This is a genomic window from Pseudomonas sp. AC016, assembly GCF_979253365.1.
Genome location: NZ_CEEDCC010000001.1, coordinates 3,631,309 through 3,654,388, shown reverse-complemented (window position 1 = coordinate 3,654,388; position 23,080 = coordinate 3,631,309). Strand labels below are relative to the sequence as shown.

Sequence of the window (23,080 nt, the reverse complement as noted above, 5' to 3'; positions counted from 1 at the left end):
TGCACCAACGTTGATGGCCTGACGTTGATGGCGTAACAAAAGACCTCCTTCGGGAGGTCTTTTTGTTTGCGCAATATCAATTGTCGGACAATTCATGAATCTTTATTCACTCGAAGGCACTGGCCCCGAACCGCGACGTGGCGTTAACTCTTCATCCTTTCCCACGATGGAGCGCCCCATGCGCATGCTTCTCGCCAGCTCGTTACTGACCCTGACCTGTCTGTCCTCAGGCTTTATCTTCGCCGCCGAGCAGAAACCTTCCGCCCTTGAACCGTTGCTGCAGGCCATCAGCGAGCGCCTGACGATTGCCGATCAGGTGGCCCTGAGCAAGTGGGACAGTGGCAAGGCCGTGGAAGACCCGCCCCGCGAGCAACAGGTGATTACCGCAGCCCAGGCGCGTGCCGCCGAGTTCAAGTTGAACCCGGAGGATGTCCAGCGGCTGTTCCGTGCCCAGATCGAAGCCAACAAGCGTGTGCAGAACGCCCTGCTTGCCCAATGGCACGCGGCAGGCAAGGCGCCCGACACTGTACGTCTGAGCCTGGTCGACGACATCCGTCCGAAACTGGATCGCCTGCAGACTGAATTGTTGAAGGCCTACGCCGACTTCCAGCCGGTGCGCATGTCGGGCGATTGCCAGACGCTGCTGGACGCCGCACTCAAGCGCCACCTGAGCGACCCGATCCATGATCAGGCGCTGGTGCTTGCCACTGCGGATCTGTGCGCACCAAAACTGTAAGCCTGTCTGCACGACACAGGGCGAAGTGTTCTATGCTGGTGACCTTTGCCCTTCGCTGTCGAGCCCCCCATGCGTCAAAGCCTCATCTGCCTGTTCCTATTGATCAGCCTGCCTGCCGTAGCGCAGATCTATAAGTACACCGATGCGAATGGCAATACAGCGTTCAGTAATGAGCCACCCAATGGCGTCAAGACCGAAGTCGTCGAACTGCCGCCGCTCAACAGCGTGGAATCCCGTCCCTCCCGACCGGTCCTCAACACCGCGCCGCAAGCAGTCGAGCCGCAGACTCAAACGCAGGCACAGTCTCAAGACGCCTACAGCACGCTCGAACTCTCTGACCTGCCGACCGACGAGGCACTGCGCGCCAACAACGGCTCGTTCATCATCGGTGTGAAAATTCAGCCGCGTCTGCAGCAAGCCCATCGCCTGCAGCTGCTGCTGGACGGCAACCTGTATGGCCAACCCACCAACCTTCCGCGCTTTCAGGTCATGAACATTGATCGTGGCGAGCACAGCTTCGCAGTGGTGGTGAAGGACGGCGAACGCATCATCCAGCAAAGCGAGACCATCACCCTGACCGTGCAACGCGTTCACCTCGGCAAGCCATGAACGTGCGCAACCTGCTGCTGACGCTGTTATTGCTGTGCGCACTGCCTGCGCTGGCGGACGTTTACACCTATATAGACGCCAACGGTAATCGGGTCTTTACCGACCAGCCGCGCAAGAACGCCAAGCGCGTCGACATCCCGCCCAGCAACAACATGACCGGCACACCGCCGACCCGGACCCTCAAGAGCAAACCCGTCGAAAGCAAGCCGCCTGCGATCTTCCACTATCAGTTGCTGAGAGTGCTTGTGCCTGAACCGGATGCCGCGATCAGCAGCCCCAGCGGCGACCTGATCGTGACGGTGACCAGCGATCCGGTATTACAGCCAGGCCACAGTTATCGCCTGTTGCTGGACGGGATTGCCGTCGGCCAGCCGGGACGCAGCCCTGTGTTTCCACTGAGCAATATTGACCGGGGCACGCACCAGATTTCTGTCGAGATCTTCGACCAGATGGGGCGAGTACTGGAAAAGACGCCCAATCAGTCCTTTCACTTGAAGCGCATCTCCCTTGCACAGAAGCGTGCAGTCAATCCGTGCAAGACCGAGGAATACGGTGTTCGCCCGGAGTGCCCGATCAAGGACAAGCCAGAACCGGAAAGCAGCATCCTGCCGTTCCTCTGAAGCTATCTCGTCTTCGACGTAGCGCTGTCGCGCAGCAAACACCGGACCGTAGGAGGCGGCTTGCCGGCGATCTGCCGGGAACCGGCAGCAAAACCTGCACACGCGTTTTATCAGACGCAACCAGGGGCCGCTTCGCAGCCCATCGCTGCAGTCGTAACCTCCGAGAACTCCTAAGCCCTACGGGCAGAAGCCGATTTCAACCAATCTTCAGGCACTGGACGCGTGACAGGAGACGGTATACGCCGGAGCACCTTTTTGGTGCGCTAATCTGGCATCCACGCAACAATACAGCCCACTTTGGTTCAGAAATCACCCTCAAGTAGCGCCGTATGCGGGCACGCGTTCGAAAAAAGCACCTGTTTTCCAGAGAAAGCGCTTCTTTTCGGAGCCTTGGTTTGGTTTTTGCAACTTCTCCGTCATAGCACCCCGTCAAGCACCCTATGGGTGGCTCTGCCCGTGCTGACAAGGCTCCGTCAGCACTCGCATAGCGCGATTGCCATGTGCCAAAAGAGGTCAACACGATTCATGACTATCAGCGATGCGCTGCACAGACTGTTACTGGATAACCTGACCACTGCCACCATTCTGCTCAACGCCGACCTGCGTCTTGAGTACATGAACCCGGCGGCGGAAATGCTGCTCGCCATCAGTGGGCAGCGCAGCCATGGGCAATTCATCAGCGAACTGTTCACCGAGTCGGCCGAAGCGCTGAGCTCACTTCGCCAGGCTGTCGAACAGGCCCACCCTTTCACCAAACGTGAAGCCATGCTCACCGCGCTGACCGGCCAGACCCTGACCGTCGACTACGCCGTGACCCCGATTCTGAGCAAGGGCGAAACCCTGCTGCTGCTTGAAGTCCACCCTCGTGACCGCCTGCTGCGTATCACCAAGGAAGAGGCCCAGTTGTCCAAGCAGGAAACCACCAAGATGCTGGTGCGTGGCCTGGCTCACGAAATAAAGAATCCGCTGGGCGGGATCCGCGGCGCCGCACAACTGCTGGCCCGCGAACTGCCTGAAGAAAGCCTCAAGGATTACACCAACGTCATCATCGAAGAAGCCGACCGCCTGCGTAACCTCGTTGACCGGATGCTGGGCTCCAACAAACTGCCTTCGCTGGCGATGACCAACGTGCATGAAGTGCTCGAACGGGTGTGCAGCCTGGTCGAAGCCGAAAGCCAGGGCTGCATCACGCTGGTGCGCGACTATGACCCGAGCATTCCGGATGTCTTGATCGACCGCGAGCAGATGATTCAGGCCGTGCTCAATATCGTGCGCAACGCGATGCAGGCCATCAGCGGTCAGAACGAATTGCGCCTGGGCCGCATCACCATGCGCACCCGTGCCATGCGCCAGTTCACCATCGGCCACGTGCGCCACAGGCTGGTGAGCAAGATCGAGATCATCGACAACGGTCCGGGCATCCCGGCCGAGCTTCAGGAAACCATTTTCTACCCCATGGTCAGTGGCCGCCCGGATGGCACAGGGCTCGGTCTGGCCATTACCCAGAACATCATCAGCCAGCACCAGGGGCTTATCGAGTGTGACAGCCATCCCGGCCACACCACATTCTCGATCTTCCTGCCGCTGGAACAAGGAGCAGCTTCGACATGAGCCGTAGTGAAACTGTCTGGATCGTAGACGACGATCGTTCCATTCGCTGGGTACTGGAAAAGGCCTTGCAACAGGAAGGCATGACCACGCAGAGCTTCGACAGCGCCGATGGGGTGATGAGTCGCCTGGCGCGTCAGCAACCGGACGTGATTATTTCCGACATCCGCATGCCGGGTGCCAGCGGCCTGGACCTGCTGGCACGAATTCGCGAACAGCATCCACGCCTGCCGGTCATCATCATGACCGCCCATTCGGACCTGGACAGCGCCGTAGCGTCGTATCAGGGCGGTGCGTTCGAGTACCTGCCCAAGCCGTTCGACGTCGATGAGGCCGTCTCGCTGGTCAAGCGTGCCAACCAGCACGCCCAGGAACAGCAAGGCCTGGATGTCGCACCCACGTTGACCCGCACCCCCGAGATCATCGGCGAAGCGCCCGCGATGCAGGAAGTGTTTCGCGCCATCGGGCGTTTGAGCCACTCCAACATCACCGTATTGATCAATGGCGAATCGGGCACCGGTAAAGAACTGGTCGCCCACGCCCTGCACCGTCACAGCCCGCGTTCGGCGTCACCGTTCATTGCGCTGAACATGGCGGCGATCCCCAAGGACCTGATGGAGTCCGAGCTGTTCGGGCACGAGAAAGGCGCCTTCACCGGCGCTGCCAACCTGCGTCGCGGCCGCTTCGAGCAGGCTGACGGCGGCACGCTGTTTCTCGACGAAATCGGCGACATGCCTGCCGACACCCAGACGCGACTGTTGCGTGTTCTGGCAGACGGCGAGTTCTATCGGGTCGGTGGTCACACGCCGGTCAAGGTCGATGTGCGCATCATCGCTGCGACCCACCAGAATCTGGAAACCCTCGTGCAGGCCGGCAAGTTCCGCGAGGACTTGTTCCACCGCCTGAACGTGATCCGTATTCACATTCCGCGTATGTCGGACCGTCGCGAAGACATCCCGACACTCGCCCGTCACTTCCTCAGCCGTGCCGCGCAGGAACTGGCGGTCGAGCCGAAACTGCTCAAGGCCGAGACCGAGGAATACCTCAAGCATCTGCCCTGGCCGGGCAACGTGCGTCAGCTGGAAAACACCTGCCGCTGGATCACGGTCATGGCCTCGGGCCGTGAAGTGCACATCAGCGACCTGCCGCCAGAACTGCTCAGCCTGCCGCAGGATGCTGCGCCGGTCACCAACTGGGAGCAGGCACTGCGTCAGTGGGCCGATCAGGCCCTGTCACGCGGTCAGTCGAGCCTGCTGGACAGCGCCGTACCGACCTTCGAACGCATCATGATCGAAACCGCCCTCAAACACACAGCAGGACGCCGTCGCGACGCCGCCGTGCTGCTGGGCTGGGGCCGAAACACTCTGACCCGCAAGATCAAGGAGTTGGGCATGAAGGTCGATGGCGGGGATGATGACGAGGGTGAGGAAGGCTGACTGCTCTGATATGACCGGACACTGTCACTTCTGACAGTATACGGACAGGGACCATGCTGTTTAGCTCCTGACATGCCTCGCTATGAAGGCATGAAAGGAGCTGAATGCAATGGACAGTCTTGAATACCTGAACCCCACGTTTACACCCGAAGAACACCTCAACAACGCCCGACTGCTTGCCGATCTGCCCAAGGGTTCGTCCGTCCCGCAGCGTGAACGGATCGTCGACTACGAAGTGGTCGAACTCGCCGCATTGTTCAGAGAAGGCAACCCGCAGCGCCTCACCGCCGAGCAGGTTCTGCTCGCCTACCTTGAGCGCATCGACCGCCTCAACGGCCCGACAGAAGTCTACGGCGACAACGGGTTCTACAACGCTTTTGTCCGACTCGAAGCAAGGCCCACGCTTGTGCAGCAGGCCAGGCTCGCCGATCTCTGGCTGACGAGTACGGACGACGAAAGAGGACCGGCACCGCCCCTGTGCGGTATTCCCATCGGCATCAAAGACTCCATCGCGATCCAGGGGCTGGAAAGCAAGAACGGCACCCAGGCGTTCACCACAAACCTGGCGGCCAGGGACGCCACCTGCACGCTGCGTCTTCGAAAGCAGGGCGCAATCATTCTTGGCCACACCATCTGCTCCGAGCTGTCGACCCATACCGTCGGCCAGTTCGCCGGTAATGCCTGGGACCCCGAGCGGGTACCCGGTGGCTCAAGCCAGGGCTCGGGCGTGGCGCCGATGGCGCGACTCTGCGCAGCAGCCCTGGGTGAAGAAACCGCAGGCTCGATCATCATTCCCGCTGCGGCCAACGGTGCCAGTGCCATCAAACCCTCATTGGGTCTTGTTTCAGGCGCAGGAGTGATGCCGTTGCGCACAGGCTGGGACGTGGTAGGGCCGATGGCCCGTTCGATGCGCGATGCATCGCTGCTGCTGTCGATACTGGCTGGAACAGATGCCGAGAATGACCCGCAGAGCCTCAGCGCACCCTCGCTGGGCGGCGACCTGCCCATCAAACCCTCTGCCGATCCCTTGCCTCTTGAGGGCCTGAAAATCGGCATTCCGCAGACTGACTGGATGACGGCACACGGTGTGCCCCCCGCCCAGAGCTACGACGAGGATTACCGCGCAGCCTTCGTCCGGTTCAAGGCTCAACTCACGACGCTCGGCGCAGAAGTTATCGAATTCCCGTGGCTCGATGCGCAACAAGTGGAAAACGTGCCCTACACCTCGCCCTACCCGTTTCATGATGTGCACGATGCAGACGGCACATTGCTGATGAGCCTTAACGCACCGGCGGCCACGAGCTATGCCAATCAACTGGAAACACGGCACTGGTCAGCCGTACGTGACTTCGCCGGGACGCTGGAGAATCAGGACCATCGCGAGTATCTGCTTCATAAGAACGGAGAATTTTTCGATCAGGTTGCCACACGGATACCCACCGGCATCAGGCTTGAGGCCGAGAACCGGCGGCGTCAGCAACAGGCGCTTTTTGAAAAGGCTCTGGATGACGATCAAATAGACTTCATGGTGGTACTGCCGCTGGGCGCTCACATCGGGAAGCGCACCGGCGCAGTGGCCGAGACGCTGCCTGTGCAACGCATGTATTACGAATTGCCCAACGCATTGGCCTGGCCGATGCTCACGCTGCCTGTCGGTCATGGAACGACAGGCGTACCCCGGACGCTGCCCATCAACGCGGCGTTCTGGGGCCGACGTTTCAGTGAGCCGCTGCTGGTGCAGGCCGCCATCGATTTCCAGACGCACTATCCCCAGTATCACACCATGGCACCGCCGGACCCAGTCTTCACGCCGCGCCCGCCGATGCCCTTGTGGGCCTTCGAAGACATTCCGTCTCGATATTCCGCCGACCCGCTCGTCATACTTGAGCGCAGGAGAACACCGTCATGACCCAGACGACTTTCCTGGCTGTTCAGTGGGGGACACTGAACAGCCCTGCGATGCTGCCTCGCCAGGCGAGCACGCCGCCAGCGCCATTCTTCGCAGTCAAATGGCAACCCGCGTTGAGCCTGGCGTACTACCCGGCGCGCGCCTCGCTTACTCAGCCAGCGAAGGCTTCTCCCACAGATTGATCCCGCCTTCTACCGCAAAGCTGTCGATCTCGGTCAGTTCTTCCTGACTGAACGACAGGTTTTTCAAGGCACCGACGTTCTCGACGATCTGCTCAGGACGACTTGCGCCAATCAGCGCTGATGTCACACGTGGATCGCGCAGCGTCCAGGCCAGGGCCATTTGTGCCAGGCTCTGGCCACGACGCTGGGCGATTTCATTCAAGGCACGCACGTGAGCGATGTTCTGCTCGGACAGGTGCGAAGCCTGAAGCGAACCGCCGCCCGGACGATTGACCCGCGCATCCTTGGGCACTCCGTTCAGGTACTTGTCCGACAGCAGACCCTGCGCCAGCGCAGTAAAGGCAATCACGCCTGCGCCCAGCTCTTCAGTCGCATCGAGCAAGTCTTTCTCGACCCAGCGGTTCAACAGGTTGTAGGCCGGTTGATGAATCAGCAGCGGCACTTTCCACTCTTTGAGCAACGCAGCGATCTCGCGGGTCTTGGCCCCTGAATAGGAAGAGATGCCGATGTACAGCGCCTTGCCCTGCTGCACGGCAGTGGCCAGTGCGCTGGCGGTTTCTTCCAGAGGCGTGTCCGGGTCGAAGCGGTGCGAATAGAAAATGTCGACGTAATCCAGCCCCATGCGCTGCAGGCTCTGATCAAGGCTGGCCAGCACGTATTTGCGCGAACCGCCGCCCTGCCCGTAAGGCCCCGGCCACATGTCCCAACCCGCCTTGCTGGAGATGATCAGCTCATCGCGGTACTGCTTGAAGTCTTCACGCAGCAGGCGACCGAAGTTGATTTCGGCGCTGCCGTAGGGAGGGCCGTAGTTGTTGGCCAGGTCGAAATGGTTGATGCCCAGATCGAACGCGGTGCGCAGCATCGCGCGCTGGGTGTCGATGGGCGTGCTGTCACCGAAGTTGTGCCACAGGCCCAGCGACAGCGCTGGCAGGACCAACCCGCTGCGACCGGTACGGCGATAAGGCATGTCGTTGTAGCGATGTTCGGCAGCGATATACGTCATTGAATCCTCTCTTGTCAGGGGGATACTCAGGGCCTGTTCCACACGGCCTGCTGGATATCGACCCGCTTGGGCACCAGGTGGTTGTCGAAAAACAGATCGGCGGTCGCCTGTTGCGCGCGGACGATCTCTGGCGTGATCGGCAGGCTCGGTGAAGCCGGGCGATGGTCAAGATACTGAGTGATGACCGCTTCGGACAAGCCCATGCTGCGCGCCAGAATCTGAATGCTCTCGGCGCGTTGCGAGCGGGTCAGCGCATCGGCGGCGGTCAATTCGTCGAGCACGCTCTGCACAAAAGCCCCGTTGCTGTCAGCGAAACCGCGGCGTGCGGTGTAGAAAGGACCAGACAATTCCAGCCCCTCACCATTCGCCAGCAGGCGGCTATGGCCTTCGTTGAGAGCGATGGAATAGTACGGGTCCCAGATGGCCCAGGCATCGACACTGCCGTTTTCAAACGCCGCGCGGGCGTCGGCCGGGGTCAGGTAGATTGGCTGAATGTCCTTGAAGGTCAGCCCTGCCTTGTTCAGCACGCGCAGCACTACGTTGTGCGCGCTGGAGCCTTTCTGGAATGCGACCTTGCGCCCTTTCAGATCAGCCACGCTGTGCAGTGGGCTTTCATTGCGCACCAGAATGGTCTCGGCTTGGGGCTTGGCGGGTTCGGCGCCGATGTAGACCAGATCGGCACCCGCCACTTGGGCGAAGATCGGCGGAATATCACCGGTCGAGGCAATGTCGAGACTGCCAATGTTCAAGGCTTCCAGCATCTGCGGCCCGGCCGGAAATTCGATCCACTTGATCTGCGTATTCGGAAAGCGCTTCTCCAGCAGGCCATGCTCCTTGGCGAGGACCAGGGTGATTGAGCCTTTCTGAAAGCCGATACGCAGGGTGTCGGGTTCGCTGGCTGAAGCCGTGTTTAACAGGCCGCTGAACGCGAGAATGGCGGCGATGAGTGCAAATGGTTTCATGAGGTTTTTCCTTTACCAATGATTGTTCCCACGCTCTGCGCTTGGCGTTATACACAAGTCCTCCTGGAGGAATACGATGATGATCGTTACTACGCTCTGCGTGGGAATGCCTCCCAGGACGCTCCGCGTCCGCTCTGGAATGTGGCGCAGACGTGTGCCCAGGCTCCAGCGTTATTCACGTCATGCGCTCGGCTTACTGAATCCTCAGTCTGTGCCATTTGTGACGCGGAGCGTCACGGGAGGCATGCCCACGCGGAGCGATGGGCCCGATCAGTGTCGAGACGGACTTGTGTATAACGATGAGCGCTCTGCATGGGAACGATCAAATTCGATTTACCGGGCGCTGCAGGCCTAGGTTTTCGCGCAAGGTAGTGCCTTCGTATTCCGTGCGGAACAGGCCGCGACGCTGCAACTCGGGCACCAGCAACCGCGCGACATCTTCAAGCCCGCCGGGCAGGTGCGGCACCAGCACATTGAAACCATCTGCAGCGCCTTGCTCAAACCAGCGCTGCAGTTCATCAGCGACCTGTTCAGGCGTGCCGATCAGGCTGTAATGCCCTCGCCCACCGGCAATGCGACGGCCCAGTTGCGCGAGGTTGAGGTGTTCCTGCTCGGCCAGTTCGGTGAGCAGTTTCTGACGGCTGCGCTGCCCGCTGTCGGTCAGCGGCAGTTCCGGCAACGGGCCGTCCAGCGGGTAACCGGACAGGTCAAAATTGCCCAGCATCCGCCCCAACAGAGCAACGCCGACCTCGGGCTCCACCAGGCCCTGAAACGACTCGAATTTTTCCCTGGCCAGCGGTTCGGTCTCGGCCACGACAATCAACACGCCAGGCATGATTTTCAGCGAATCGGCGCTGCGCCCATACGCTGCCAGACGGCCCTTGATGTCGGCATAGAACGCCTGCGCGCTGGCCAGTGAGGTCTGTGCGGTGAACACCACCTCGGCCGTTTGCGCCGCCAGATCGCGACCGACCTCCGATGAACCGGCCTGCACGACGACCGGCTGACCCTGCGGCGAGCGCGCCACGTTGAGTGGGCCTTTGACGCTGAAGTGTTCGCCCTGATGATTCAGCACCTGCACTTTGGCTGGGTCGTAATACTGACCGCTAGCCTTGTCACGGGTGAACGCATCGTCTGCCCAACTGTTCCACAGCCCGGTCACCACCTGATGAAACTCCCGGGCGCGGCTGTAACGTTCGGCATGACCGACGTGTTCACTGCGACCGAAGTTCTGCGCTTCGGCCGCCGCATCGGACGTCACCAGATTCCACCCCGCTCGCCCACCCGACAGATGATCCAGCGAGGCGAACTTGCGGGCCACGTGGTACGGCTCGTTGTAGGTTGTGGTTGCGGTGGCAATCAGGCCGATGTGATCGGTCACCGCACTCAGCGCCGACAACAGCGTCAGCGGTTCGAAATGATCGGAACGCGCCATGCGGCTGGCGATGTCGCCCGTGGCGGAAGCGACACTGTCAGCCACGAACAGCGCATCGAATTTCACGGCTTCGGCCACCTGAGCCAGATGCCGGTAGTGCTTGAAATCCAGCCCCGCGTTGGCGGGCACGTCCGGGTGTCGCCAGGCCGCCACATGGTGCCCCGTGGCCATCAGGAAAGCGCCCAGTTTCATCTGTCGAGCCGTTGTGCTCATACCTGTCTCCCTTCATTGCGGTTGCCCGCTTAGAAATCCTTGCGCACCTGCACGCCGAAATAACGCTCGTCATCACGTGGCACCGAGCGATACACATAGTTGCCGCCCGTGGCGAGCATCGGTGCATAGGACTTGTCCGCCAGGTTCTTGCCCAGCAGCGCCACACGCCAGCCGCTGTTGTAATCGGCCAGCGCGACGCTGGCGTTCCAGATGCCGTAGGCGCCTTGTTTGGTGTCCGGGTTCTGGCTGATGTCGTACTGCACTTCGCTCTGCCAGCTGTAATCGGTGCCCAGTTCGATATCCAGGCCGTTGTCCAGCGGGATGGTGTAGTCGGCGCGGACGTAGCTTTTCCAGTCCGGGCTATACGGCAGGGTCTTGCCATCCACATTGCAGGACGCGGCGGCACCGGCCGGGCAGGCGAAGGTGTCGATGCGGGCCCGGGTGTAGGACAACGCACCGGAAAATTTCAGGTTGCGTGTGGCCTGCAAGGCGTAATCCAGCTCGACGCCTTCAGTGCTGACGCTGCCCGCGTTGATCAGTCGGGTCACGACCTGCCCGGCAACGCTGTCGAAAAAGTTGGCCTGATAGTTGTCGTAATCGCTGTGGAACACCGCCAGGTTGGTGGTCAGGCGATTGTTCCAGGTGGTGGCCTTGATGCCGACTTCCCACGTATTGGAGGTCTCGGGTTTCAGGGCTTCTGTGTCGCGCGGCTGCATGTTGAAGAACACGTTGTAGGCCGGGCCCTTGTAGCCGCGCGAATAGGTGATGTAGCTGGTCACGCTGTCACTCAGATCGTATTGCAGGCCCAAACGGCCCGACTTGCCCTCTTCGTTGACCGAGCCGGAGCTGCTGGTCGCCGGCTGAATGCCGCTGACCGTGGTGGCCGAGGTCGAGACGCGGCGGTGATCGTACTCAAGGTCGTCGTGAGTCCAGCGCAGCCCGGCAATCGCCCGGAAGTCCGGGGTGAAATTGAACGTGGTTTCGCCGAACACCGAATAGCTTTCAGTGGTCGTGGTGTAATCGGCAACGCCCTGATCGCGGCGCGTCGGCGTGACCAACGTACGCTGATAGGTCTCCTCGCTCTTGCCGTGCATGTAGAACAGGCCACCAACGTATTCGATGAACTGGCCCTTTGGCGAGGCCAGACGCAGCTCTTGCGAGTACTGGTTGAACTCAAGATCACCCTTGTCTTCAGTGCCGGGGAACGCCGCGGTGACGGTGCCCAAACGGTCGCCGTCCTGATACTGCGTGTTGTCCCAGCCACGCCAGGCGGTGATCGACGTCAGGGTGTAGTCACCCAGTTGCCAATCCAGTTGCCCGGACAGGCCTTTGTTGGTGTCTTCGACATGGCTGCGGTAATCGCTGATCACGTTGCGGTTGTCGCTGTCGGCACGCACCGGCGACAGTGCGCTGGTGAACGCTGGCGTGAGCGATTGGGTCACCACGCCATTGGGCGCGTCGTCGTGGGACTGCATGTAGTCGGCCGCGAGGGTGAAGGTGATGTCGTCGTTGGGCGTGAATTCCAGCTTGCCCCGTGCGCCCTTGCGGTTGTAGCCGTTGACCTCATGGCCGTTGAGTTTGTTGTCGACGTTGCCGTCGTAGCTACCGAACAGCGTGGTGATCGAGCCTTTGAGCGTGTCCGGGATCAGGCTGCCGCCGATGCCGAAGCGCGTACGGCTTTCATTGCCGCTGTAGTAGGACTGATCGATGTAACCGTGGGTCTCTTCGGTCGGCGCCTTGGTGGTCACGTTGAGCACTCCGGCCGACGCATTCTTGCCGAACAGCGTGCCTTGCGGACCGCGCAGGACTTCGATGCGCTCCAGGTCCAGCAGATCGAGCGTGGCCTGGCCTGGACGAGCGTAGACCACACCGTCGATGACTGTCGCGACGGTCGGCTCGACGCCCGGCGAAGTAGAGATGGTGCCGACGCCACGGACGAACAGCGAGGTGTCCTTGTTCGACGCGCCGGTCCTGAAGTTCAACGAGGGCACCTGCTGCACGATACTGGCGACGCCGTTGCGGTTGTCGCGCTCCAGTTGCTCGCCCTGAATCACCGACACGGCGACCGGTACTTTCTGCAGCGATTCTTCACGACGCGTGGCGGTTACGGTGACCGATTCGAGTGTCGGCGTCTCGGCGGCCTGCTCTACCGTATCGGCCGCCATGACCGGCATCATCGGCAAGGCCGTCAGCCCCATCAACAACCAGCCGCAACGACGCCCCTGCGTCGCATGGGCCTGATCGATGGCATGCGCCAGCCGTGTGTGTTTGACCTCATCCCCATGTGTTGTGTGCATCTGCGTGCCTGCCTGAAATATGCCCTGATCCGACAGTGCCCCAAGCACTGACGCCTTTGATTACAACCAAACCGGTTCCGGGCATTCGCGGTGGCGAGTAGCAGACAAACCATCTTTGTTAGCGCTAACATCGCCAGTATCAGGAACAGACAGATAGATCGTCCAATACTGAAAAATTAGTTTTATATGCTTTTTAATTTTAAAAGAAGCGCACGAACATGGCTGACCCAACACCCGTGACACGTAAACGCCGGGGCGCAGGACGCGTGACGATCAATGCCGTGGCCAAACAGGCTGGCGTGTCGGCCATCACCGTTTCGCGCTACTTCAACCAACCGGAACAGGTGTCGCCGGAACTGCGCGAGCGCATTGCGGCGTCGGTCAATGCGCTGGGTTATGTGCCCAATCTGGTGGCAGGCGGCCTGGCGTCGGCGCGCAGCCGGGTGGTGGCGATGGTGATCCCGAACATCTCCGGGCCGATATTCGCCAACACCATTCAGGGCTTCAGCGACACCCTGAGTCAGCACGGATTCCAGTTGCTGCTGGCATCCAGTTACTTTTCGGAGGAACAGGAAGAAAGCGCCGTGCGTGCGTTTCTGGGCTGGTCACCTGCAGCGCTGGTGCTGACCAGCCGCTTTCACAGCGAAGCGACGGAAAAGATGATCGGGCAGGCGGATATCCCGGTGATCGAAACCTGGGACCATCAGCCTGAACGCAGCCCGATCCAGATCGGCTTTTCCCACTACGAAGTCGGTGTCACGGCGGCGCGGTATCTGCACGGCAAGGGCTACCGTCGCATTGCCTTCGTGGAGAACAGCATCGCCGGTGACCTCAGCGCGCAGGAACGCCGCGACGGCTGTGTCGCCACACTGGAAGCGCTTGGGCTAAAGCCGTGGGTGTTCGTACCGGATGCAGGGCTTGCGCCGTTTGAAGCGGGCAGGCAGGCGATGCATGTGCTGATGGACAACCATCCTCGGCCTGATGCGATTTTCTTTGCCAACGACAACCTGGCAGCGGGCGGCCTGCTCACCAGCCAGCGCATCGGCCTGCAGACACCCAGGGATTGCGCCGTGATGGGCTTCGGCGATTACGCCTTCGCGCAAATGATGATGCCCAGCCTGACCACCATCAAACCACCCGCCCTGCAGATCGGCTTACTGGCTGCGCAGCGCGTGCTGGAGAGCCTGGGCGTGTTGCCGGTCAAGGGTGAAATTCAGAGGTTGAACCTGCTGGCATGCGAGCTGGTTGAGCGGGAGAGCACGTGATTTGAGACAGCGGACGCGGAGCGTCCCAAGAGGCGTTCCCACGCGGATCACTCCTCGGGTATAACGCTGAGCACAAGCATGGGCATGATCGGCGTGCTTGAGATCACGCTGATCGTTCCTACGCTCCGCGTGGGAATGCCGCTCAGGACGCTCCGCGTCCGCTCTCGAATGTGGCGCAGATGCGTGGACAAGCTCCAGCGTTATCCACGTCATGCGCTCGGCTCACTGAATCCGCAATCTGTGCCATTTGTGACGCGGAGCGTCACGGGATGCATGCCCACGCGGAGCGATGGGCACGATCAGTGTCGAGGCGGACTTGTGTATAACGATGAGCGGAGCATGGAGCATGGGAACGATCATCTGAGGGTATCTGGCCCGCTCGATCAACGCACCAGATGCAGGAACTGCATGTGCCGCTCGTACTGGTCGAGCACGTCGTTGATTACTTGTTCCTTGGTGTAACCCACCAGATCGTAGTCCTGGCTGCCTTCACTCAAGTGAACCTCGGCGCGGTAGTAGCGGCGGTTGTTCAACTGTTTGGAGCCCATGCCACCGCGTGCGAACGACGGGGTGAAGAACCCTTTCATCTGCACCTGATAGATGAACGGACGTTCCTCGCCATGGCCGATTTCCAGCGTCACAGAATCGTTGGAAGGATCGGGCACGTTGACCACACTCAGACCTTTCTCGACAAACACGGCCGTGACCTCGTCGATGGCCGGGCGTACGGTCTGGTCGAGGAAACGGTACACCTCGTCTCGCGACGGATAATGCACGGCCTGGCTCAGACGCTGACGCCAGCCGCCACGTCGCGAACCCGACACCGGGGCCAGCGAATACAGCTGCGCGATCTGGCGCTGGGACTCCATGAAGAACGCCTTGTGCAGCCCCCACATCATCAGCAACAGAATCAGTGAGAACGGCAGCGAGGTCAGCACCACCGCTGATTTCAGCGCATCGATACTGCCTGAGAACAGCAATCCGCTGGTGATCAGCGCGGTCGCCACGCCCCAGAACACACGCAGCCATTTCGGGCCATCCTCGTCCGGGTTGCCGCCTTTGGCCGACAGCGTCGAAAGCACTACGGTGCCCGAGTCGGCCGAGGTCACGAAGAACACGAAACTGATGAACACCGTGACGGCAATCACCGTCTTGCTCCACGGATAGGTTTCCAGCAGCAGGTACAGCGTCATCGAAGGATCGTCGATGGCTGACTGGCCCAGCGCGGTCATGCCGTGGTTGAGCACCTGATCGATGGCGCTGTTGCCGAAGATCGACATCCAGGCCAGGGTAAAGCCCAGCGGAATCAGCAATACGCCGAAGACGAATTCGCGGATGGTACGGCCACGCGAGATGCGCGCAATGAACAGACCCACGAACGGCGACCAGGCAATCCACCACGCCCAGTAGAACACCGTCCAGCCACCCAGCCAGTCGCTCGGCTCGTTGTAGGCGTAGACGTCGAAACTCTTGGTCGGCAGTGCACCGAGATAGTCACCGATGTTCTGCACCAGCGTGTTCAGCAAGTGCTGAGTCGGGCCGGCGAACAACACGAACAGCAGCAGCGCGCAGGCCAGCAGCATGTTGATGTCGGACATCAGGCGCACGCCTTTGTCGACGCCCGCAATCGCCACCAGAATCGCCGCGCCCATCATCAGCGTGATCAGACCGACCTGAATCCAGTGGGTGTGTGCGACGCCGAACAGGTAGTCCAGCCCCGAATTGAGGTGCAGCACGCCGAAGCCCATGTCGGCGCCCAGGCCGAAGATGGTCGCGATGATGCCGAAACCGTCCACCGCGTAGCCGATCGGGCCGTTGATGCGCTTGCCGATCAGCGGATACAGCGCCGAACGCAGCGCCAGCGGCAGGTTGTGGCGATACGCGAAGTACGCCAGCGCCATGCCGACGAAGGCAAACACGCCCCAGCCATGCAGGCCCCAATGCAGGAACAGCAGCTGCATGCCCTGCCGCGCCGCCTCGGTGGTGCCACCCTCGCCCTGCGGCGGTTGCAGCAGGTGAGTCAGGGGTTCGGACACGCAGAAAAAGAACAGCGTGATGCTGATTCCGGCAGCGAACAGCATGCCGGCCCAGGACAGATAACTGAATTCGGGCTCGTCGTGGTCGGCACCGAGCTTGATCTTGCCGTAGCCAGATACGGCGGTGACCACCACGAAGACCAGATACAGCGTCATGACCAGCATGTAGTACCAGCCGACCGTGTTGGCCGCCCAGTTCTGTGCCGCCAGCAGCCACGCACCGGCGGCTTGCGGGAAGGCGATCACGATGACGCCGAAGATCAGAATAAAGCTCGCAGCGAAGTAAAACACTGGAGCGTTCATGCGGACCGTACCGCTGGGTTGCGTACTCGGAGTACTCATCGACTGCATGCCTCCGGACTGATTGAAACCACTACAAAAAACGCATACGGCAAGGGTTAGCCTCCTGTTGTGAGCGGGCAGCGAACCACCGGTTTAACTTGAATGAACGTTCAATTTAAACACGAAAGGCCCCGTGATTACGAATCGCGGGGCTGTGATTGCTGGCTCAGACCTGGGTAGGACGTGTGCAGGAGAGGGTTCGTTCCCGGGTGCGGGATTTGTATGCAGGACGCAATTACGCGTCAGTCGGGAGCGTCACGGGAGGCATGCCCACGCGGAGCGGTGGGCACGATCATGTTAAGGCGGACGCGCTACAAAAACCTACTTCTGCGTCCCGTCATCCTGCTGCAGCAGGTTGGCCTGCGTCAGGTTGCAGCCTGCCGGGACGCTGCGGGTCAGCCAGACGTTGCCGCCGATGGTCGAGCCCTGACCAATGGTGATGCGGCCCAGAATGGTCGCACCGGCGTAGATCACCACGTCGTCTTCCACGATCGGGTGGCGCGCGTGGCCCTTCTGCAACTGGCCGTCTTCGTCCGCCGGGAAGCGCTTGGCGCCCAGCGTGACAGCCTGATAAATCCGCACTCGCTCACCGATGATGGCGGTCTCGCCGATCACGACACCTGTGCCGTGGTCGATGAAGAAGCTCGGACCGATCTGCGCGCCGGGGTGAATGTCGATGCCGGTCGCCGAGTGGGCCAGCTCCGAGCTGATGCGCGCCAGCAGCGGCAGACCTGCGCGGTACAGGTGGTGGGCAAGCCGGTGGTGGATCACCGCCAGAATGCCCGGATAGCACAGCAGCACCTCATCGACACTGCGCGCCGCCGGGTCACCGTGATAGGCCGCCAGCACATCCGTGTCGAGCAACTGACGAATCCCCGGCAGTGCCGTGGCGAAATCCTGAATCAGCGTCAGCGCATGCTCGTCGATCCCGGCCAGTTCCCTGCCCTGCTGATGGGCCACGTAACGCAGCTCGAGCCGGGCCTGCGCCAGCAGCGCATTGAGCGCGACGTCGAGTGTATGGCCGACATAGAAATCCTCGCTCTCTTCGCGCAGGTCAACAGGGCCGAGTCGCATCGGAAACAGCGCGCCGCTCAGGGCTTCGAGAATTTCGCCCATGGCTGCACGCGACGGCAGCTCGCGACCACCATGCTCGCCACTCACGCGGCGGTTGCGCGTGCGCCAGTCCTCACGCGCCGTGCGTAACTGGCTGACGATACGCTGCAACTGCCAATGGCTGGAACGGCCGTCGGCGGATGCTTCTGGAATATCGCTCACGCTGAACTCTCCTTGATCATGACGATTGGCGACCCGACCGTATCGGGCGCTGCTGCGTCCACTCTACGGCAAACATTCAAGTGGAAAAAATAACAATTTTTGTACGAAACGGCTGAGCGAAGCATAAACACCGATGGGTTGCCGTGTGGGAAACGTCTGCCTATAGTCCGCTGACTAAAGTCCCGCTGACTCTCTACACGGCTCATTTATTTCCATGATCAAAAATCAGCTTGCCCGTTTCAATCGTCTGGACTTGATCAGCGCGCCCACCGCCCTTGAAAAGCTCGACCGTCTGTCGACATGGGCTGGCCGCGACATTTACGTCAAACGTGATGACACCACGACCCTGGCGCTGGGCGGCAACAAAGTGCGCAAGCTTGAATACCTGGCGGCCGATGCGCTGGCACAGGGCGCCGACACCCTGATCACGGCCGGTGCGATCCAGTCCAACCACGTACGCCAGACCGCAGCGCTGGCGGCTCGTCTGGGTCTGGGCTGCGTCGCACTGCTGGAAAATCCCATTGGCACCGACGACAGCAACTATCTGCACAACGGCAACCGCCTGCTGCTGGAGCTGTTCGACGCCAAAGTCGAGCTGGTCGAGAACCTCGACAACGCCGACGAACAACTGCACGCACTGGCCGCTCGTCTGCGCAGCAACGGCAAGAAGCCTTATCTGGTGCCTATCGGCGGTTCAAGCCCGGTCGGCGCGCTGGGCTATGTGCGCGCCGGGCTGGAACTGGCCGAGCAGATCAAACAGACCGGCATCGACTTCGCCGCCGTGGTACTGCCCTCGGGCAGCGCTGGCACCCACAGCGGTCTCGCGCTGGCGCTGGCCAGCCAATTGCCGGATCTGCCCGTCATCGGCGTGACCGTCTCGCGCAGTGAAGAAGCGCAGTTTCCCAAGGTTCAGGGCCTGGCCGAGCGCACCGCAGAACTGCTGGAAATCCCGATGCCGCAAGGCTTCAAGGTCGAGCTGTGGGACGAGTATTTCGCACCGCGCTATGGCGAGCCGAATGCCGGAACTCTCTCGGCAATCAAACTTGTTGCGGGTCACGAGGGTCTGCTGCTTGACCCGGTTTACACCGGCAAGGCGATGGCAGGGCTGCTGGATGGCATCGGACGTCAGCGATTCAACGACGGCCCGCTGATTTTCCTGCACACCGGCGGCGCACCTGCGCTGTTCGCTTACCCGGATGTATTTTCCAGCTGATACGGCAGGCAGTGATCAGGGTTATGTCCAAAATGAAAGACGAGCGTCTTTTTAGTTATTTTTGTTCATAACCGGATGGCTTTATAGTGGCGCCCGGCACGCTCAACCTGTCGCGTAACCCACTGAAAAACAACGCTGAATTCCAGCACCCAGACGCGTCCGTCCGGCTCGAAACAGGGCCGACACTTCACACAAAACAAGAGGCTCGCATGAACATTTCCGCTATTCGTCGCACGTTTCTCTTCTCGGCACTGAGCCTGATGCTCGGCACCGGTATTGCTGGACACGCCATGGCAGGCGAGCAACTGCAGAAAATCAAGGATAGCGGCACCCTGAATGTGGGCCTGGAAGGCACTTATCCGCCGTTCAGTTTCGTGGACGAGAACGGCAAGCTGACCGGCTTCGAAGTCGAACTCTCCGAGGCGCTGGCCAAGGAACTGGGCGTCAAGGCGAAGATTCAGCCGAGCAAATGGGACGGCATCCTGGCCGCCCTGGACTCCAAGCGTCTCGACGTGGTGATCAACCAGGTCACCATCTCCGATGAGCGCAAGAAAAAGTATGACTTCTCCGAGCCTTACACCATTTCCGGTATTCAGGCGCTGACCCTGAAGAAGAACGAAGGCACCATCAAGACGGCTGCCGACCTCGAGGGCAAGAAAGTCGGGGTTGGCCTGGGCACCAACTATGAGCAATGGCTGAAGGAAAACGTCAAAGGCGCGGACATCAGGACCTATGACGATGACCCTACCAAGTTTCAGGACCTGAAATCGGGCCGCATCGACGCCATTCTGGTTGACCGTCTCGCGGCACTGGAAATGGTCACCAAGACCAGGAACGCCATGGCCGTCGCTGGCGCCCCGTTCTCCCGTCAGGAGTCGGGCATCGCACTGCGCAAGGGCGAGCCGGAACTGCTGGCAGCCATTAACAAGGCCTTCGACAAACTGCGTGCCGACGGCACATTGGCCAAGCTGTCGCAAAAGTACTTCCAGGCTGACGTGACCAAATGATCGAAGAGAGCCTGAAGCTCGCGCTGGACTCCGCGCCCTTTCTGCTCAAGGGCGCGTATTACACCGTTATCCTCAGCCTGGGCGGCATGTTCTTTGGACTGGTGCTGGGCTTCGGCCTGGCACTGATGCGTCTGTCGAGCTTCAAGTTGCTGAGCTGGATTGCGCGTATCTACGTGTCGTTCTTCCGCGGCACGCCGCTGCTGGTGCAGCTGTTCATGATCTATTACGGCCTGCCTGAACTGGGCATCGAGCTGGATCCTCTGACGGCTGCGCTGATCGGCTTCTCGCTGAACATGGGTGCCTATGCCTGTGAAATCCTGCGTGCGGCCATCGGCGCCGTTGAGCGTGGACAGTGGGAAGCGGCGGCCAGTATCGGCATGACCCGCTGGCAGACACTGCGCCGGGCGATTCTGCCGCAGGCAGCGCGCACGGCCTTGCCACCGCTGGGCAACAGCTTCATTTCGCTGGTCAAGGACACTGCGCTGGCTGCCACCATTCAGGTGCCGGAGCTGTTCCGCCAGGCGCAGTTGATCACCGCGCGCACTTTCGAAATTTTCACCATGTACCTGGCCGCCGCACTGATCTACTGGATCCTTGCCACGGTGCTTTCGCACTTGCAAAACAAGCTCGAAGCGCGGGTCAACCGGCATGATCTGGAGTCCTGACGCATGATCGTGGTTGAAAAACTCACCAAGGAATTCAAGGGCAATCAGGTGCTCAAAGGCATCGACCTGCGTGTCGAAGCGGGCGAAGTCGTGGCCATCATCGGGCCCAGTGGTTCGGGCAAGACCACCCTGCTGCGTTGCCTGAACCTGCTGGAAACACCCACCAGCGGCAGCATCACAGTCGGGGACATCACCATTGATGGCAGCCGTCCCGTCAGCCAGCAGCAAGGTCTTATCCGTCAGTTGCGCCAACAGGTCGGGTTCGTGTTCCAGAACTTCAATCTGTTTCCGCACCGCACCGCGCTGGAGAACGTCATCGAAGGCCCGGTGGTGGTCAAGAAGGTCGAGCGTGAAAGCGCAATGACGCTGGGCAGGACGCTGTTGGCCAAGGTCGGCCTGGCGGGTAAGGAAGATGCCTACCCTCGCAGGCTGTCAGGCGGCCAGCAACAGCGCGTGGCTATTGCCCGCGCGCTGGCGATGGAACCGCAGGTGATTCTGTTCGACGAACCGACCTCGGCGCTGGACCCCGAACTGGTGGGCGAAGTGCTGACCACCATCCGCGCCCTGGCCGAGGAAAAGCGCACCATGGTGATCGTCACTCACGAGATGAGTTTTGCACGTGATGTCGCCAACCGGGTGATCTTCATCGACAAGGGTGTGATCGTGGAACAGGGCGACGCAAAAGAGCTTTTTGCCAACCCGAAGCAGGAACGTACGAAGCAGTTTCTGGAGCGAACCAGGGCCTGATCCTACAGCGCCCTTCCCAAAGGCAGCACTTCACACGCGCTGCCTTTTTGCGTTTTACATTTCAAAAAAGATTGTTCGATCAGTATCTTCACTGGTTTTCTGCGATACGCCGGTGGCAACTCATCTAAAGAATGGGTCCGTGCCAACGACGTTCTGTCACATGACGGCCTGCGTTTCCACGCAGCCCCCCAAACGCTTTCATGCACCTGCCTTCCTGAAAAAACCGGTTCAGCCACAGCGTTCATTTAAAAGTTTCCTGTGGTAGGACAGTTGATGCCCGCCAAGTAAACAGTTCCGAATATCGGTTGTAGGAAGCATCTAATTTTTCAGAAAAGCCCTACTTGACAGCGGCCGTATATTGACACGACCACGTAAAGCTAATTAGCTCGCCTGAAACGGCACATTGATAACCGCACAAACTTTCAAGCCACCAATTTCGACACTTTGTAATGTTTGCCATAGCTTGGAAGTTTGCGGTACTTATCAACCCGTCTGTTTTGAGAATTATTTTAGTCAAACATGAAAAGTCATGACGACTTTTTACTTTAATCCTTGTTTTCAGGAGCACTCGACATGAACCAGACTTTGTGCAAAAACAGCCTCGTAAAGCTGTCGCCCCCTTCTGTTCCGCAGGCCTGCCGACATGGCATCGGTGTCAGGACCGCCTCCAGCCTGACCGTCCACATTGATCCCTATGACAGCATGGATGATGGCGACCTGATAGAACTGTTCTGGGACGGCTGTTACGTCGCGTCGAAAATTCTAACGGCGTCCGACATTGGGACCGCCATCGCCCTACGCGTCCCGGAAAGCTTTCTACAGAACGGCAAGGCGCGTACTTACTACCGAGTCATGAAAGTGGGGGGAATGCCGATCACGTCGGCCTGCCGCAAGCTGTGGGTCAAGCTCAACCCGCCCGGAGGACGACTGCTCGGCCCCAACGCTGAGGAGAATCAAGGGCTGGCGCCGCTTTACGTGGCGCCTTCGGTGCTGCGTCGAGGCCTGACGCAGCGGCATCTGGACGGCGGGTTGCCAATGGCCATCGAGCCCTACCTGAACATGGCGGCCCACGATGAGATCACCGTACGCCTGGGGGATCTGCGCATGGACCTCCCGCCCCTTACTCAGGAAGATATCGGCGAGCCTATTGATCTGGTCGTGCCTGCGGACCTGATCATGGAAGCCGGTGACCAGCAACTTGAGGTGACCTATTGCATTATCGACAGGGTCGGGAACAATTCGCTGTGGGCGCCGCCGCGTGAAATAACAATTCCGGCATCGAGTGTCAGGACACCTCAATAACCGGACAACCCGCAGACAGAATCGGGGCAACCAAAGGAGCGTTGTAAGCAATAACCGCAGCACGGATAGTTTGCCACCACTTAATATAATTAATTAGCACCGACCGCATTAATCAGGCCCGTTTCTGCAGCATTGGCGATTAAGGCTGAGTCGAGTAAAACAGTTTCGAATCAAACAAGCGGCTACAGGGCTTATTTGAGTGACGACAGGCTTTCGCC

General features: G+C 60.2%; 18 protein-coding genes. 12 read left to right on the top strand and 6 right to left on the bottom strand.

All coding sequences use genetic code 11. The features are described 5' to 3' along the window. Positions 1–178: 178 nt before the first annotated feature. From AC0IXS_RS16540 to AC0IXS_RS16515, 6 genes are all read left to right on the top strand, one after another. On the top strand, positions 179–736 hold the full coding sequence (locus tag AC0IXS_RS16540; RefSeq protein ID WP_025993637.1) for a chorismate mutase: 558 nt from the start codon (positions 179–181) through the stop codon (positions 734–736). Between the two features lie 69 nt (positions 737–805). Next, on the top strand, positions 806–1,345 hold the full coding sequence (locus AC0IXS_RS16535; RefSeq protein WP_057409744.1) for a DUF4124 domain-containing protein: 540 nt from the start codon (positions 806–808) through the stop codon (positions 1,343–1,345). Then, positions 1,342–1,965: a DUF4124 domain-containing protein gene (locus tag AC0IXS_RS16530; RefSeq protein ID WP_057409745.1), complete on the top strand. Its 624-nt coding sequence runs from the start codon at positions 1,342–1,344 to the stop codon at positions 1,963–1,965. The genes AC0IXS_RS16535 and AC0IXS_RS16530 overlap by 4 nt, the downstream gene beginning before the upstream one ends. Before the next feature lie 525 nt (positions 1,966–2,490). Next, the gene (gene glnL / locus AC0IXS_RS16525) at positions 2,491–3,576 is read left to right on the top strand and encodes a nitrogen regulation protein NR(II) (RefSeq protein WP_024686098.1); all 1,086 of its coding nucleotides are present in this window, start codon (positions 2,491–2,493) and stop codon (positions 3,574–3,576) included. Continuing rightward, a complete protein-coding gene (gene ntrC / locus AC0IXS_RS16520; RefSeq protein WP_024686097.1) occupies positions 3,573–5,009 on the top strand; it encodes a nitrogen regulation protein NR(I) in 1,437 nt (478 codons plus the stop codon). Before glnL ends, ntrC begins: the two co-directional genes overlap by 4 nt. Positions 5,010–5,118: 109 nt before the next feature. Then, positions 5,119–6,918, top strand: coding sequence for an amidase (locus AC0IXS_RS16515; protein WP_057409746.1), 1,800 nt, complete (start codon positions 5,119–5,121; stop codon positions 6,916–6,918). 147 nt (positions 6,919–7,065) lie between these two features. On the opposite strand, the gene mgrA is transcribed toward AC0IXS_RS16515, so the two are convergent. From mgrA to AC0IXS_RS16495, 4 genes are all read right to left on the bottom strand, one after another. Beyond that, the gene (mgrA, locus tag AC0IXS_RS16510) at positions 7,066–8,103 is read right to left on the bottom strand and encodes an L-glyceraldehyde 3-phosphate reductase (protein ID WP_004882731.1); all 1,038 of its coding nucleotides are present in this window, start codon (positions 8,101–8,103) and stop codon (positions 7,066–7,068) included. A 26-nt stretch (positions 8,104–8,129) separates the two neighbouring features. After that, positions 8,130–9,065: a sulfonate ABC transporter substrate-binding protein gene (locus AC0IXS_RS16505; RefSeq protein ID WP_057409747.1), complete on the bottom strand. Its 936-nt coding sequence runs from the start codon at positions 9,063–9,065 to the stop codon at positions 8,130–8,132. A 322-nt stretch (positions 9,066–9,387) separates the two neighbouring features. Further along, complete coding sequence (locus AC0IXS_RS16500; RefSeq protein ID WP_471825190.1) at positions 9,388–10,713, bottom strand: LLM class flavin-dependent oxidoreductase; 1,326 nt, start codon at positions 10,711–10,713, stop codon at positions 9,388–9,390. A gap of 29 nt (positions 10,714–10,742) precedes the next feature. Further along, entirely contained in the window at positions 10,743–13,010 is a 2,268-nt protein-coding gene (locus tag AC0IXS_RS16495; RefSeq protein ID WP_137202505.1) for a TonB-dependent receptor, read from the bottom strand. 218 nt (positions 13,011–13,228) lie between these two features. On the opposite strand from AC0IXS_RS16495, the gene AC0IXS_RS16490 reads away from it, so the two are divergent. Beyond that, positions 13,229–14,275 carry a LacI family DNA-binding transcriptional regulator gene (locus AC0IXS_RS16490; RefSeq protein ID WP_057410053.1) on the top strand — a complete coding sequence of 349 codons (1,047 nt, stop codon included), beginning with the start codon at positions 13,229–13,231 and terminating at the stop codon, positions 14,273–14,275. A gap of 383 nt (positions 14,276–14,658) precedes the next feature. Here AC0IXS_RS16490 and betT read toward each other — a convergent pair whose 3' ends face one another. Both betT and epsC read right to left on the bottom strand, forming a co-directional pair. Continuing rightward, positions 14,659–16,614 (bottom strand): choline transporter BetT, encoded by a 1,956-nt coding sequence (gene betT, locus AC0IXS_RS16485; protein ID WP_161627598.1) that lies wholly within the window; start codon positions 16,612–16,614, stop codon positions 14,659–14,661. 360 nt (positions 16,615–16,974) lie between these two features. After that, on the bottom strand, positions 16,975–17,928 hold the full coding sequence (epsC, locus tag AC0IXS_RS16480; protein WP_004882745.1) for a serine O-acetyltransferase EpsC: 954 nt from the start codon (positions 17,926–17,928) through the stop codon (positions 16,975–16,977). A gap of 214 nt (positions 17,929–18,142) precedes the next feature. Here epsC and AC0IXS_RS16475 point away from each other — a divergent pair, with 214 nt between their 5' ends. From AC0IXS_RS16475 to AC0IXS_RS16455, 5 genes are all read left to right on the top strand, one after another. Further along, positions 18,143–19,141 carry a D-cysteine desulfhydrase gene (locus tag AC0IXS_RS16475; protein WP_057409204.1) on the top strand — a complete coding sequence of 333 codons (999 nt, stop codon included), beginning with the start codon at positions 18,143–18,145 and terminating at the stop codon, positions 19,139–19,141. 209 nt (positions 19,142–19,350) lie between these two features. Continuing rightward, the gene (gene tcyJ, locus AC0IXS_RS16470) at positions 19,351–20,148 is read left to right on the top strand and encodes a cystine ABC transporter substrate-binding protein (RefSeq protein ID WP_057409203.1); all 798 of its coding nucleotides are present in this window, start codon (positions 19,351–19,353) and stop codon (positions 20,146–20,148) included. Continuing rightward, positions 20,145–20,813, top strand: a complete 669-nt coding sequence (gene tcyL, locus AC0IXS_RS16465; RefSeq protein WP_025993625.1) for a cystine ABC transporter permease — start codon at positions 20,145–20,147, stop codon at positions 20,811–20,813. Before tcyJ ends, tcyL begins: the two co-directional genes overlap by 4 nt. Positions 20,814–20,816: 3 nt before the next feature. Beyond that, positions 20,817–21,560, top strand: coding sequence for an L-cystine ABC transporter ATP-binding protein TcyN (tcyN, locus tag AC0IXS_RS16460; RefSeq protein WP_004882749.1), 744 nt, complete (start codon positions 20,817–20,819; stop codon positions 21,558–21,560). A gap of 573 nt (positions 21,561–22,133) precedes the next feature. Next, entirely contained in the window at positions 22,134–22,862 is a 729-nt protein-coding gene (locus AC0IXS_RS16455; RefSeq protein ID WP_057409202.1) for a hypothetical protein, read from the top strand. The last annotated feature ends 218 nt before the right edge of the window (positions 22,863–23,080 follow it).